Below are 14,337 nucleotides of genomic sequence, written 5' to 3'. Positions count from 1 at the left end.
TAACGGTAACAAAGATTCACAAGAATCCCAGCTTATCGCCATTCCAGTCGACCCATAGAATTGCGCTCTTGTGGGAGCGGGCTTGTTCGCGAAAGGGCCATAACATTCAACATTGAAGATGGCCGACAGACCGCTTTCTCGAGTAAACCCGCTCCCACAGGTTTGCCGTACCTCTCCCATTTCAGGAAATCGCAGCAGTGCCGCGTCGCATCAACAGAGCGCTTCAGACGCTCAGTGTTTTGGCTCTATCCCTGGCAATCAGCGGCTGCATCGGAACCGGAGGTATTGTCCCGCAGGGCAAGGCGCTGGAGGCCAATTCTCTGGCCACCGACGAAGCCATCCAGAGCGCCGCCCAGGACGCTCACTGGCCCACCGCGCAATGGTGGAAAGCCTATGGCGACCCGCAACTGAACCGCTGGATCGACCTCGCCGTGCAAGGCAGCCCGACCCTGGCCATGGCCGCTGCCCGGGTGCGTCAGGCCAGGTCCGTGGCCGGCATCGCCGAATCCGCCGAATCGCTACAGATCAATGGCGAATCCACCCTCAAACGCCACAACTGGCCGACCGATCAGTTTTACGGCCCGGGCGATCTGGCCAACAGCACCACATGGGACAACAACGCCGCGCTGGGCTTCAGTTATGCCCTCGACCTCTGGGGTCGCGAAAGTAACGCGACCGAGCGCGCGGTGGACCTGGCCCATATGAGCGCCGCCGAAGCGCGGCTGGCTCAACTGGAATTGCAGAACAACATCGTGCGCGCCTACATCGAGCTCTCGCTGCATTACGCGCAACGGGACATCGTCGCCGCGACGCTGAAGCAGCAACAGCAAATCCTCGACCTGGCGCAAAAGCGCCTGGACGGTGGCATCGGCACGCATTTCGAAGTCAGTCAGGCCGAAACGCCGCTGCCGGAAACCCATCGGCAGCTCGATGCCCAGGACGAAGAAATCGCCCTGAGCCGCAACCAGCTTGCGGCCCTGGCAGGCTTTGGACCGGGGGAGGGCGCGCAGTTGCAACGGCCGACGTTGTCGTTGGGCACGGCGCTGAAATTACCGTCGTCGTTGCCTGCACAATTGCTCGGTCAGCGTCCGGATGTGGTCGCCAGCCGCTGGCAAGTGGCGGCGCAGGCGCGGGGCATTGATGTTGCCCATGCCGGTTTCTATCCCAACGTCGATCTGGTGGGCAGCCTCGGCTACATGGCCACCGGCGGCGGGGCGCTGGAGTTTTTGACCGGCAAGAAGCTCAACTACAGCGTTGGCCCGGCGATCTCGTTGCCGATCTTCGACGGCGGCCGTTTACGTGCGGAACTGGGCGAGGCGTCTGCCGGTTACGACATCGCCGTGGCCCGGTACAACCAGACGCTGGTCAACGCACTGAAGAGCATCTCCGACCAGTTGATCCGCCGCGAATCCATGGACAAGCAGCAGGCCTTCGCCGCCGAGTCGGTGGCCACCGCGCAGAAGACCTACGACATCGCGATGATCGCCTATCAGCGCGGGCTCACCGATTACCTCAACGTGCTCAACGCCCAGACGTTGCTGTTCAAGCAGCAACAAGTCCAGCAACAGGTTCAGGCAGCACGCCTGAGTGCTCACGCCGAATTGGTGACCGCGTTGGGTGGCGGATTGGGCGCCGGCAGCGACGTGCCGAAAGACAGCCAGACCGCTGTGCCGAAAACGCCGACTCTTCTTAAGAGCCTATCGAATTGAACACAAAACCTGTGGGAGCGGGCTTGCTCGCGAAAGCGGTGTGTCCGGCAACATCAGCATTGGCTGGCACTCCCTCTTCGCGAGCAAGCCCGCTCCCACAGGGATCGAGTTCCCGCCGCACAACTTCCGACCACTGAGCAGGATTTCATGACTCCCTTGCCCGCACCTTTGCGCTGGCTGTATTCCCTTGAATGGCGCCGGGGTTTCTTCGACTGGGCGCGCAGCGACGGCGTGACCTGGGTCTACATTTTCAAGGTGTTGTTTGCTGCGTTCCTGACTCTGTGGCTGGCCATGCGCCTGGAGTTGCCACAGCCGCGCACGGCGATGATCACTGTGTTCATCGTCATGCAACCGCAAAGCGGTCAGGTGTTGGCCAAGAGTTTTTATCGCTTCCTCGGCACGTTGGCCGGGTCGGCGGTGATGGTCGCGCTCATTGCCTTGTTCGCGCAGAACACCGAATTGTTCCTCGGCTCGCTGGCGATCTGGGTCGGCCTCTGCTCGGCCGGCGCAGCGCGGTATCGCAACTTTCGCGCCTATGGTTTCGTGCTCGCCGGGTACACCGCCGCGATGGTCGGCCTGCCTGCACTGGCGCACCCGGACGGCGCGTTCATGGCGGCGGTCTGGCGGGTGCTGGAAATCTCCCTCGGCATTCTCTGCTCGACCCTGGTCAGCGCCGCGATCCTGCCGCAAACCGCCAGCGCCGCCATGCGCAACGCCTTGTATCAGCGCTTCGGCGTCTTCGCTTTGTTCGTCACCGATGGCTTGCGCGGCCGCAGTCAGCGCGAGGCGTTCGAAGCCGGCAACGTGCGTTTCATCGCTGAGGCGGTGGGCCTGGAAGGGTTGCGCAGCGTGACCGTTTTCGAAGACCCGCACATGCGCCGGCGCAACGGTCGGCTCAGTCGCTTGAACAGCGAATTCATGGGCATCACCACGCGCTTCAACGCCTTGCACCAGTTGCTTGAACGCTTGCGCAGCAGCGGCGCCGACCACGTGGTGGCAGCGATCAAACCGGGTTTGCAGGACCTCGCCGAATTGCTCGACGGCTTCAGTGGTCGGGCCCTGACTCACTTGGACGCGGCGCGCCTGGTCATCGAGTTGACCGCCTACAAAGAAGGCTTGCCGACCCGCGTGCGCAGCTTGCGGACGATCTTTCAAGAGACCGCTCCGAGTGATGCCGAGTTGCTGGATTTTCACACTGCGTACGAGCTGCTCTATCGCTTCGTCGATGACTTGCACAGTTACGCACAGACCCACGCCTCCCTGGCCGATCACAGTCACGAACGGGAGCGCTGGGATGAACCCTTCACCCCGCAAACCAACTGGCTTGCGTCAGCAGCCTCGGGAATTCGCGCAGCCTTTATTCTGATTGTGCTGGGCAGCTATTGGGTGGCCACGGCGTGGCCAAGCGGGGCGACGATGACCCTGATTGCCGCCGCCACGGTCGGTTTGTCTGCCGCCACGCCGAACCCGAAACGCATGGCTTTTCAGATGGCCTGCGGCACCTTGCTCGGCGCGTTGATCGGCTTCTTCGAGATGTTTTTCATCTTCCCCTGGATCGACGGTTTTCCGTTGCTCTGCGTGATGCTCGCGCCGGTGATCGTGCTCGGTTCGTTCCTCACGTCGCGACCGCAATACGCCGGTGTCGGCCTCGGTTTGCTGATCTTTTTCAGCACCGGATCGGTGCCGGACAACCTCACGGTCTACAACCCTTACGCCTTCATCAATGACTACATCGCCATGGTGCTCGGCATGCTGGTGTGCGCGGCAGCCGGGGCGATCATCCTGCCGCCCAACAGTCGCTGGCTGTGGCGGCGACTGGAGCAGGACTTGCGCGGGCAAGTGGTGTACGCCATCAGCGGCAAACTCAAGGGCCTGGCGTCGAGTTTTGAAAGCAGCACGCGGGACTTGCTGCACCAGGCCTACGGTCTCGCGGCGGGCCAGCCGAACGTACAGCGGGACTTGTTGCGCTGGATGTTCGTGGTGCTGGAGGTCGGTCACGCGATCATCGAGTTGCGCAAGGAGCAGGCGACCCTGCCGGTGCATCCGGCCTATGCCGAATCCCAGCCGTGGCGCCAGGCAATCCGCGTGATGGGGCGCTCGCTGGTGCGGCTGTTTCTGCAACCGAGCCAGAGCAATCTGGAGCGTGGATTGATCGCCGTCGACCACGCCATCAGCCGCGTGCAAGCCAGCGACGAACCCTTCGCTCCGCACTTCGACACCTCGGCGTTGCGCCGGGTGAAGAGCTATTTGCACTTCATCCGCACTTCGTTGCTAGACCCGCAATCACCGCTCGCGACGTACTCCGCAGCCAAGCCCCAAGGACTTGAACATGCCTCGTGAAATCGCCTTCCACGGCGTGTACATGCCGACCATGACCCTGATGTTTTTCATCGCGGCGGCCCTGGCCTGGGCGCTTGATCGGTTCCTTTCCGGGTTCGACCTGTACCGCTTCTTCTGGCACCCGGCGCTGTTGCGCCTGAGCCTGTTTACCTGTCTGTTCGGCGCGCTGGCGCTGACTGTTTACCGTTGACTCTCTATCTCTGAAGAAGGCCCTGATGAAAAAGCTTTTCAGCCTGCTCGCCACCCTGCTGGTGCTGGCCCTTGCGATAGGGATCGGCCGGACCCTTTGGGTGCATTACATGGACACGCCATGGACCCGTGATGGCCGGGTGCGCGCCGACATCATCAACGTCGCCGCCGACGTCACCGGGGAGGTGGTGGACGTACCGGTGCGCGACAACCAATTGGTGAAAAAGGGCGACCTGTTGATGCGCATCGACCCCGAGCACTACCGCATCGCGGTCAAACAAGCGCAATCGCTGGTGGCTTCGCGCAAGTCGACGTGGGAGATGCGCAAGGTTAACGCCCATCGCCGCGCCGACATGGACAACCTGGTGATCTCCAGGGAAAACCGCGACGACGCCAGCAACATCGCCGACTCGGCCCTGGCCGATTACCAGCACGCCCAGGCGCAGCTGGAAGCCGCCGAACTGAACCTCAAACGCACCGAAGTCCGCGCAGCGGTGGATGGTTACGTGACCAACCTCAACGTCCATCGCGGCGATTACGCGCGCATCGGCGAAGCGAAAATGGCCGTGGTCGACATGAACTCGTTCTGGGTCTACGGCTTCTTCGAAGAAACCAAACTGCCTCACGTGCGCGTCGGCGATAAAGCCGACATGCAATTGATGAGCGGGGAAGTGCTCAAAGGGCATGTGGAAAGCATCTCTCGCGGGATCTACGACCGTGATAACCCGGAGAGTCGCGAGCTGATTGCCGACGTGAATCCGACGTTTAACTGGGTGCGGTTGGCACAGCGGGTGCCGGTGCGGATTCATATCGATGAGGTGCCGGACGGGGTGCTATTGGCGGCGGGGATTACGTGTACCGTCGTGGTAAACCCTCTGATCGGCAAGTAACCCGGCAGCCCCATAGACACCTCTATCACAGTGGATAGAGGTGTTTTCCCTCAGCGTGGGTACGCCACGAGATTAGGCAGGCTACGCAACGCAGGATCCTGTCCCGATGACAACGGATAGAGAATCTGGATGGACACCGTCAAATCCTTGCCCGGTTCCAGCAGGTACTGGTCATCGGCCGGAGTGTGAAGCTCGATCACTCCTTCGGTGCCGTCATGCGCCACATTCAGCCAGTGATCAACATGAATTTTCGTGCCCAACGGCAAGTCGGCGCTTGATAATTTCCACTGGGCAAACGAACTGCCAATAGCGCTCAGGATCACGTCATAACTGTAGATCCAGCCTTGGGTGACTTGGTCTTGCCATGCCCCTTTGAACGTCTGAAAGGCTTGAATTTCCTGCTCTTCAATACGCCTCGCCAAGACTGAACAATAGATTTCTTCCTGATAGGTGGGCTGGCAATAGACAATCCCACACAGCTCGGCGATAGACGATCCGGGCAGGTTTTTATCGGACTTCAATGTCACCGTACGTTTGGAATTCCACCCCTGCGTTTGCGTATCAGTAATCGCTATGATGCCGAAACGCAGTTGTTCGTGTTTGATCATTTCGGCGCCATTGACCGGCATGGAGGCGTGCAGCACGGTCACCTCCGATGATCCCCGGAACTGTAGACTCGACCCTACAGGAGGTGGGGCGCCATCGGTCTCAAGCGTGAAGCCGAGTGTCACCGGCACACCTTTCTGGATACCGTTAATAAAGTTGTCCATTTTGATGTTGAGTAGTGTTGTCATTTCAAAGTCCTTTTGAAAAAACAGGATCTCCTGCTCGCGGATCAGCCCAGGTAGCCATAAATATGGCCGAGCGCCCCACCTAACCCCAGCGTATTGCCCGCCAGCAGAATGCGCCCGTTGGCTTGCATCTGTAGTTGAGCCGGAATGGTCACCAGTTGCGTGTCTTCCTTGATGCTGCCGTGTTGGCCGAAGCTTCGGTCTATCAAACCGTTGGCCTGATAGCGGGCGGTGTAGAGACGCTGTGAACCACCGGCGGTGATGATTTTTCCATCGGCTTGCTGGTGGCCGCAGACCCATTCGTTGCCATGTTCGGGATCGAACAACGTCAACACGGGCCGACCACCATTGAACGCCGGATGCGGGTTACCGGAAGCGTCCATCCCCAGCAACAGCCCCCAGTTTCTGTAAGCGGTACTGGCTTGGCCAATGCCGACGACCTTACCTTCGCCGGCATCGATCAGGTCATGAAAAATCACCGTGCCAGTCGGTATTTTCAGGGTCGAGAAACCTGGTGTTTCCTGACTGCCAAAGTTGCTATCAAGTTCGCCTGTGACAGAATAATGTGCGACATAGCCCTGTGTTTCTGAAGTTGCATATCGGGCGCTTCCGGCAACGAGAATAGTCTCGCCTTGCGCTAACAATGTATTGACTGAAGTGTCAGTGAACCCAGCATGTTTTATTTCGATTCGGCCTGTTTTGTTGAAACTTCTATCCAGATCGCCACGACTGTCGATGCGCATGACCACTCCGGTGGAAGTCTCCCCGTTAAAGTAAGTAGCGCCGATCAGGATCCTCCCGTCTTCCAGTATTTGCAGTGTGCTGGAATCGCTGTCCAGTTCGCCGAGGGCACTGTTGTCGATAATCACGCAACCCTGTTGGCCGAAGCTCTGGTCAACGCCACCGTCCTGCTCGAAGCGAGCGATCACCAGGCGTTTTGGGCTGTAGACGTCTGCTTCTCGCGACCAGCCCAGCATCAGGATATGCCCGTCTGCCTGGACGGCCAGCCTGCCGCCAGCCGAGTCGTAGCCATCGGCGAAGTTGCCGAGTACCAGGCCGTTGTCGGCGAAGGAGGTGTCTACGCTGCCATCGGGATTGAAACGTGCCAGGCCATAAAACCCTTTCAGATTGCGTGCGAGCCATGCGCTGACCAGGATTTTATCGTCTGCCAGCACCTTGATTCCCTTCACATGCCGGTCGAGATCAAGGTCATGTTCAAGTCTGAACAGAGTGATAACACCTTCGTCGCCGAAATTCGGATCACGTTCTTCGGGGATAAAAAAGGTAAATTGGTTGTGAGTAATAATGTCCATATTATTGCCTTTGTCTAATTTGTTTTTTTGAGTTGTTAGAGGGTTCTAACCCATTGGTTGATGGGTTAACAGGCAAGTTATAGGGCGGGTTGTTACTTGGCGAGAGTGGTTTGTTGATTGAGTGTTTTAGATTGTTGCTATTGCCCTGTGGCAGCGGTGCATACAATAACCGCTAGACCGAGTCGTCTGCATTCGCGAGCAAGCCCGCTCCCACATTGTTCGGTGTCGTGCACAAATGCTGTGTTCAACAAAGATCGAATGTGGGAGCGGGCTTGCTCGCGAAGGGGTCACCGCAATCTAAAGCTGCCCGCGCAATCCGAACCGCTTCATCAACCCCGATTCCAGCATCCCTTTGGGCAACAATCCCGCCAGCAACGGCAACGCCCGGCTGCCATTGCCCAGGCGAATCAATCGCGGCGGTTTGCTTTGCTGTGCAGCCTTGAGCAATCCGGCGGCGAACTCACTGGCCGGGGTCGGGTTGTCCTGTGATGCTTTGGCCCGTGCACGAATTCCGTCGCGCAGCGGCCACCAGGGGGATTGCTCGTTGATCAGTTGTTCGGCCTCATGGCCGGCATTTTTGGCAAAACTGGAGGCAATGGCCCCCGGCTGAACTTCCATGACCCGCACGCCGAACGGCGCCAGTTCCATGCGCAAGGCATCGCTCAAGGCATGCACGGCGGCTTTCGAGGCGCAGTAGGCGCCGGCGAACGGTGTGACCAGAACCCCTGACACGCTGCCAATGTTCACCACCAACCCTTTGGCCCGGCGCAGCACCGGAAACAGCGCGCGCGTCACGCCAACGACGGCAAATACATTGGTTTCAAACTGGCGCTGCATCGCTTGCACACCGCCATCGAGCAACGGTCCCATGGCGCCGTAACCGGCGTTGTTGATCAGCACGTCGAGGCCGCCGTGCTGCTGGTTGATCCGTTCGGCCAGTTGCTCAAGTGCCGCGCCGTCGTTGACGTCCAGTTGCACGGCGGTGAAACCGGCGGCGCTCAAGGCGGCGACGTCTTCAGCCTTGCGGGCGCTGGCCCAGACTTCGTAACCGGCGCCTTTGAAGGCATCGGCCAAGGCGCGGCCAATGCCGCTGGAACAACCGGTAATCAACGCAACGGGCATGGCGCGGTCCTTGTGCAGAAAGAGAAGAACGGATCAGTCGGAGAAACTACCCTGCAAACGCTCGGCGCGAAACTCCAGGGTTTGCGGGCGGTAGCCGGGGCGCAGGGGCGGCAGCGGTAAACAGTCTTCCCAATTGGCGCCGGCCTGCAATTCACCGGGGCCGCGATAGCGGGGGGCGGCGTATTGATTGTCGGCCAGGTTGACCGTATCGCCGGGTGCGTAAGCCGCGACACGCCAGCGTAATTCGGTCAGCGGTACATCGTTGCCGTTGTTCATGGTCAGTTGCAACGGGCGATCCGCCGGGCAGTGCTGGGGGGCGTAGGTGATGCGCAACTCAAGGCGCGCCAGTTGCTTGACCTCGCGGTGGTCCGCCCAGATCACCCAGGTGGCTACCACGCCCAGCGCCACGGCGGCGGCCATGGAAACGGGCAAGGCCTTGGCCGGATAGCGCAGCAACAGGATCAACCAGGTGATGATCAGCAGGACGCCGATGAACATGACGCGCAACCTCGGGAGTAGAGAGGGTCATCCTACCTAAGGCTGGGGGCGATTGGCGATGGGCTGATTTCAGTAGTGGGTTATCCGGTCTCTTCGCGAGCAAGCCCGCTCCCACCGTTGATCACTTTAGTGCACACATTCCATGTTCACCGAAGATCCAATGTGGGAGCGGGCTTGCTCGCGAAGAAGCCCTGCGAGGCAACAAAAAACCCAGACCAAAAAAAGCCCCCACCCGGCCCGCTGCGGATAGGGAACGCAGCGGACCGGGCGGGGGCTTTTATGTTTTACAGATCGCTTACTGCGCGATGGTTTTCACCGACACGCCACGCTCGATCGGGTTTGAACGACCATAGATATCTTCGAACCGCTCGATATCGTCTTCACCCAGGTAGCTGCCCGATTGCACTTCGATGATCTCGAGTGAAATCTTGCCCGGGTTGCGCAGACGGTGGACCGAAGCGATCGGGATGTAGGTCGACTGGTTTTCAGTGAGCAGGAACACGTTTTCGTCGCAGGTCACTTCGGCAGTGCCGCTGACCACGATCCAGTGTTCGGCGCGGTGGTGGTGCATTTGCAAGGACAGGCACGCGCCCGGCTTGACCGAGATGCGCTTGACCTGGAAGCGGCCGCCCATGTCCACCGAGTCGTAGGAGCCCCACGGACGATAGACTTCGCAGTGGTTCTGGGTTTCGCTGCGGCCTTGCTCGTTGAGGGTGTTGACCATCTGTTTCACGCCTTGGACCTTGTCCTTGTGGGCGATCATCATGGCGTCCTTGGTTTCGACGACCACGATGTTTTCCAGGCCGATCACCGACACCAGTTTGCCGTTGCCGTGGATCATGCAGTTCTTGCTGTCCTGAATGACCACATCGCCTTTGGTGACGTTGCCATTGGCATCTTTTTCATTCACTTCCCACAACGACGACCAGCAACCGACATCGCTCCAGCCGGCAGTCAGCGGCACGACGCAGGCGCGCTGGGTTTTTTCCATCACGGCGTAGTCGATGGAATTGTCCGGGCAGCAGGCGAAGGTGGCGGGGTCGATGTCGACGGTGTCGGCATCCTGCTCGCTGCGTTCCAGGGCCAGTACGCAGGTGTCGTAGATGTCCGGATCGTGCTTTTTCAGCTCTTCGAGGAAGCGGCTGGCGCGGAACAGGAACATGCCGCTGTTCCAGAAGTAACCGCCGGACTGGACGAACTCGGTGGCGCGTTTCACGTCAGGTTTTTCAACGAAGTGCGCAACACGGCTGACGCCTTCGGGCAGCAGCGAGTCATTGGTAGACTTGATGTAGCCGTAGCCGGTTTCCGGTTTGGTGGCCGGTACGCCGAACAGCACCATTTCGCCGTTTTCGGCAGCGACGGTGGCCAGGGCCAGGGCGCGTTGCAGGGCTTTCTGGTCTTCCAGCACGTGGTCGGCCGGCAGTACCAGCATCAACTCGTCGCGACCTTCATTGACCAGCATCATCGCCGTCAGGGCCACTGCCGGAGCGGTGTTGCGGCCGAAGGGTTCCATCAGGATGCGTTGCACGTCCAGGTTACGGGCGGCCAGTTGCTCGTTGACGATGAAGCGGTGGTCCTTGTTGCAGACCACGATCGGGGTGTCCATACCTTCGAACACCAGGCGTTCCAGGGTTTGCTGGAACAGCGTGTGTTCGCCGGTCAGGGCGAGGAATTGCTTAGGGAACTGTTTGCGCGAAAGCGGCCAAAGACGTGAGCCGCTACCACCTGACAAGATCACCGGAATCATGTTGTTACTCCTTGAAAATCGTATGGGTTAGAGCTACTGCGTTCTGTCGTTTCACTCTTTTTCTTATTCCGTGTCCGGGTTGACGCCTCGGTCCCTTGTGGGAGCGGGCTTGCTCGCGAAAGCGGTGGGTCAGCCAACATCATCGTTGAATGTGAAACCGTATTCGCGAGCAAGCCCGGCTCCCACAGGAATGGGTCAACCGGGCAAATGTATTAGCGCGTCGAAACCGGGCGTTTTACCCAGACTGGCGACAGGCTGCTGCCGGTGCCGGTGACGTACAGCACGGCGGCTTCACCACGCTCCAGGGCAACCGGTTTAACGTCGCCGACTTTCTTGTCGCCTTCGTATAGTGCCAGGCTGACTTTGACCGGGTTGATTTCACGCTCGCCACGGCCCTTGGCCGCAACGTTCGGGACGACTTCGGTCTTGCCGTCGGCGGTTTTCAGGGTCAGGGCCTTGTCGCTCAGGTTTTGCACGCGAACCAGGGATTTCTGCTTGTTCTTGAACGGCGGCTCTTCGATCAGTTGTGGCGCGCCGCTGGCGTTGTTGACCAGGGTGTAATAGTGATCACCGGCCAGTTTCACCGGCAGGGTCTGGCTGCCGACCTTGGCGCTGTAGTCGCCGCCGGGCATGAAGCTGAAGTCACTGCTCGACAGCGGCGCGACTTCGCTCAGGTTGGTGCTGCCGACGGTAGCGCTGACTTCAGCGTTGGCGGCGTTGTAGATACGCACGAAGCTTGAACCTTTCGGTGCGGTCGGGCCGTAGAGTGCGGCGTCACCGGCGAAGGCCTGCATGGACAGAACGCTCATGCCAGCGACGAGTGCAAGGGTCTTGGCGAGACGGCGAGGAGTAGTAGTGAAAGTCATGGTAGTACCTCTCTCTTTCAGTTTTGCGCCCGGTCGGGCGTCTCGGATTTAGTGTTTGCGGCTACGTTTTGTTGGCGAACGCCGGCTTGTTTAAGCTCTGCGACCCACTGCGGGTCGGCGTCACCGATTTCGTTGTTCACAGGCAGATAACGTTCAGGAAACTCCCAGATCAGCACTTGTGGCGGGCTGTTCTTGAAAGCATCGCTTTTGAGATAGCTGAGCATCGGCAGAATCGGGCCGTGGCCGTCTTCGGCGTAATTGACCACGTCGCTGTTCAGCGCTTGTTTCAGCGCACCGACGAAGTTCCAGTTGGGGTTGGCGCTGTAGCTGGTGCCAATCAGGGCCACCGGCACTTCAGTGTTAGCGAACAGTGCGTCATCAGCGGCAGGCTGGTCCTGGGCCACGACGGTGTTGCGCTTCTGCAACGGCTCTTGCGCCGGCATCAGGTTTTCGAACAGCGGGTCCAGCGGCAGGAACAACCGCAGGTCACCCTTGTGGGTCACTTTCTCCGCGGCTTCGGTGACGAAGCGTTGCGGTTCACCGCTGAGCGGAGTTTTCTCGGCAATGGTCTTGGCCAGGGTCTCGGCAGCGATTTGCGCGCCTTCCGGAGTCCAGTGGGTGTCGGTGCGCAGGAACACTTGCTGACCGTTCAACTTGCCCTGTTGCAGTGGGCCGAGCAGGTCGGGAGCGAGGATCTTGGTGGCCGCCACACGAGAGTGGAAATCCTGATAGAGATTGGCGTGGATGCTCGAAGGCTTCACTTCACCCAGGTGTTCCGGATACAGGCGAGTCTTGGCCGGCACGATCGCCATCACCAGTTTCACGCCTTTCTCTTTCAGGGTCTGGCGCACGCCTTCGACCAGCGCGTAGTTGCCTTGCAGGTTCAGCTCTTCGTTGACGATCGGATTGAATTCCTCATCGCTGTACAACCACTGATCCTGGCCGAGCACGACGCCCGGACGACCTTCGTTGAACAGTTTGAAATCCAGCGCGGCCCAAAGGTTGGTGCCCAGGCGCTTGATCGGAAACTCCTCGTCGTAGTGCGTTTCCACGGCTTTGCTCCAGCGGCCGTTGAGCACCGTCGCGTCGGCGTTGGTGCTGAAGCCCATGAAGCTGCGCGTGGACCACAGGCCCAGGGCCAACAGAGTCACCATGAACAGGGCGATGTAGAAGATGCGTAATGAGCGGGTCATGTTCAGATCCCTCAGAACTGGAAGTAAAGGAACGGCGAGAAGCTTTGCGCCGAGAGTTTGAGAATCGAGGCGATAAACAGCAGCAGCACCAGGGCGCGCATCACGTAACGCGACCAGTCAGCGGTCCAGTAGGCCGGCTGTACTTGCGCGTCAACGCCGACGGTGTAGCCCGGCTCGTGAATGCTCGCGGGGTTGTCGCCCGGTACGGCTTTGATCATTCCTGGCTGTGCAGTGGCCGGGCCATCGGCCTCGACGTCCACGGCAGGCTTGGTCTTTTCCGGTGGCAGGTTGCTGTAGAAATCACGGATGCCGAAGAACGCCAGGGTTGCGTACGCCACCACCATAGTCGCCACTTGCAGACCGGTGAGGTTGGCCTGGTTGAGTTCCGACAGCGACCATTCGCCGAAGCTGAACATTGCGCCGTACATGCGACCGGCTACGTGCAGGTTCTCTGAACGGAAGATCACCCAGCCCATGACCACGAGCAGGAAGGTCAGTGCCCAGCGGATCGGGTTGATGCTGCGTGGCGAGGTGTTCAGGCCCAGGGCCTTTTCGATCGCCAGCCACATGCCGTGCCAGGCGCCCCAGATGATGTAGGTGATGTTTGCACCGTGCCACAGACCACCGAGCAGCATGGTCAGGAACAGGTTGCGATAGGTCATCAGCGTGCCTTTGCGGTTACCGCCGAGCGTGATGTACAGGTAGTCACGCAACCAGGTCGACAGGCTGATGTGCCAGCGACGCCAGAACTCGGTGATCGACTGGCTGATGTACGGCTGTTTGAAGTTTTCCATGAAGCGGAAACCCATCATCAAGCCCAGGCCGATGGCCATGTCGCTGTAGCCGGAGAAGTCGAAATACAACTGCGCGGTGTAGGCCAGCGCGCCGAGCCAGGCGTCGCCCGTGGTCGGGTTCTGCAAGGCGAAGCAATGGTCGGCCACCACCGCGAGGGTGTCGGCGATGAACACCTTCTTGATGAAACCCTGCATGAACCGCGTGGCACCTTCGGAGAACTTGTCGAGGGTGTGGGTGCGGTTGTTGAACTGGTCGGCCAAGTCGCGGAAACGCAACACGGGACCGGCGATCAAGTGCGGGAAGATCGCCACGAACGCGGCAAAGTCGATCAGGTTGCGGGTCGCCGGGGTATCACCGCGGTAGACGTCGATGATGTAGCTGATGGACTCGAAGATGTAGAACGAGATCCCGATCGGCAACAGCACGTGGGTCAGGATGAACGGCGACAGACCGACCGACGTCATCATCGCGTTGATGCTGTCGACACCGAAGTTGGCGTACTTGAAGTAGCCGAGAATGCACAAGTCGACGCCCACGCCCAGGAGCAACCAGCGCTGGGCCGGTTTGGTCCGAACGCCTGCTGCACCGACTTTCAGGCCGATCCAGTAGTTCCACAGCGTGACCGCGGCGAACAGTGCCAGAAAGTCCACACGCCACCAGGCATAGAACACGTAGCTGGCGATCAGCAGCAGCAGGTTGCGATAGCGTATTCCGCTCAGGTAATACATGCCGAGAAAGATCGGCAAGAATAAAAACAGGAATACATTGGACGAAAATACCATCCCGATCTCTCCGTGTTTAACCAACAGTCAAGGGCCGCAGCCCCCCCAAACCCCCCACCAAAAACCTGGGGGACACATCACACAAAAACTCATGTCTTGCAC

Annotated in this window: 12 protein-coding genes; 4 read left to right on the top strand and 8 right to left on the bottom strand. The window is 59.6% G+C overall.

Annotated elements, in window-relative coordinates; all coding sequences use genetic code 11:
- Positions 1–197: 197 nt before the first annotated feature.
- The 4 genes from ACA055_RS24565 (at position 198) to ACA055_RS24550 (ending at position 5,128) form a co-directional block, all read left to right on the top strand.
- Entirely contained in the window at positions 198–1,709 is a 1,512-nt protein-coding gene (locus ACA055_RS24565) for an efflux transporter outer membrane subunit (RefSeq protein WP_497680981.1), read from the top strand.
- A gap of 147 nt (positions 1,710–1,856) precedes the next feature.
- Positions 1,857–4,049, top strand: a complete 2,193-nt coding sequence (locus tag ACA055_RS24560) for an FUSC family protein (protein WP_497680980.1) — start codon at positions 1,857–1,859, stop codon at positions 4,047–4,049.
- Positions 4,039–4,239: a DUF1656 domain-containing protein gene (locus ACA055_RS24555; RefSeq protein WP_007896379.1), complete on the top strand. Its 201-nt coding sequence runs from the start codon at positions 4,039–4,041 to the stop codon at positions 4,237–4,239. Before ACA055_RS24560 ends, ACA055_RS24555 begins: the two co-directional genes overlap by 11 nt.
- A gap of 25 nt (positions 4,240–4,264) precedes the next feature.
- Positions 4,265–5,128 carry an efflux RND transporter periplasmic adaptor subunit gene (locus tag ACA055_RS24550; RefSeq protein ID WP_497680979.1) on the top strand — a complete coding sequence of 288 codons (864 nt, stop codon included), beginning with the start codon at positions 4,265–4,267 and terminating at the stop codon, positions 5,126–5,128.
- A 50-nt stretch (positions 5,129–5,178) separates the two neighbouring features.
- Here the strand turns inward: ACA055_RS24550 and ACA055_RS24545 are convergent, their stop codons facing one another.
- The 8 genes from ACA055_RS24545 to ACA055_RS24510 form a co-directional block, all read right to left on the bottom strand.
- On the bottom strand, positions 5,179–5,922 hold the full coding sequence (locus ACA055_RS24545; protein WP_497680978.1) for a hypothetical protein: 744 nt from the start codon (positions 5,920–5,922) through the stop codon (positions 5,179–5,181).
- A 41-nt stretch (positions 5,923–5,963) separates the two neighbouring features.
- Positions 5,964–7,232, bottom strand: coding sequence for a hypothetical protein (locus tag ACA055_RS24540; RefSeq protein ID WP_497680977.1), 1,269 nt, complete (start codon positions 7,230–7,232; stop codon positions 5,964–5,966).
- Positions 7,233–7,529: 297 nt separating this feature from the next.
- A complete protein-coding gene (locus ACA055_RS24535; protein WP_497680976.1) occupies positions 7,530–8,354 on the bottom strand; it encodes an SDR family oxidoreductase in 825 nt (274 codons plus the stop codon).
- Between the two features lie 33 nt (positions 8,355–8,387).
- Positions 8,388–8,852 carry a multidrug transporter gene (locus tag ACA055_RS24530; protein WP_497680975.1) on the bottom strand — a complete coding sequence of 155 codons (465 nt, stop codon included), beginning with the start codon at positions 8,850–8,852 and terminating at the stop codon, positions 8,388–8,390.
- Positions 8,853–9,147: 295 nt separating this feature from the next.
- Positions 9,148–10,599 carry a mannose-1-phosphate guanylyltransferase/mannose-6-phosphate isomerase gene (locus tag ACA055_RS24525; protein WP_497680974.1) on the bottom strand — a complete coding sequence of 484 codons (1,452 nt, stop codon included), beginning with the start codon at positions 10,597–10,599 and terminating at the stop codon, positions 9,148–9,150.
- A gap of 212 nt (positions 10,600–10,811) precedes the next feature.
- Positions 10,812–11,465, bottom strand: a complete 654-nt coding sequence (locus tag ACA055_RS24520) for an alginate O-acetyltransferase AlgF (RefSeq protein WP_497680973.1) — start codon at positions 11,463–11,465, stop codon at positions 10,812–10,814.
- Between the two features lie 17 nt (positions 11,466–11,482).
- On the bottom strand, positions 11,483–12,658 hold the full coding sequence (locus ACA055_RS24515; protein WP_497680972.1) for an alginate O-acetyltransferase: 1,176 nt from the start codon (positions 12,656–12,658) through the stop codon (positions 11,483–11,485).
- An 11-nt stretch (positions 12,659–12,669) separates the two neighbouring features.
- Positions 12,670–14,235, bottom strand: a complete 1,566-nt coding sequence (locus ACA055_RS24510; RefSeq protein WP_497680971.1) for an MBOAT family O-acyltransferase — start codon at positions 14,233–14,235, stop codon at positions 12,670–12,672.
- Between the last annotated feature and the right edge of the window lie 102 nt (positions 14,236–14,337).

The sequence above is a fragment of the Pseudomonas sp. LBUM1657 genome (genome assembly GCF_059716075.1).
Note: the sequence above shows the minus strand (reverse complement) of the source record. Positions and strands in the feature narration are given on the sequence as shown.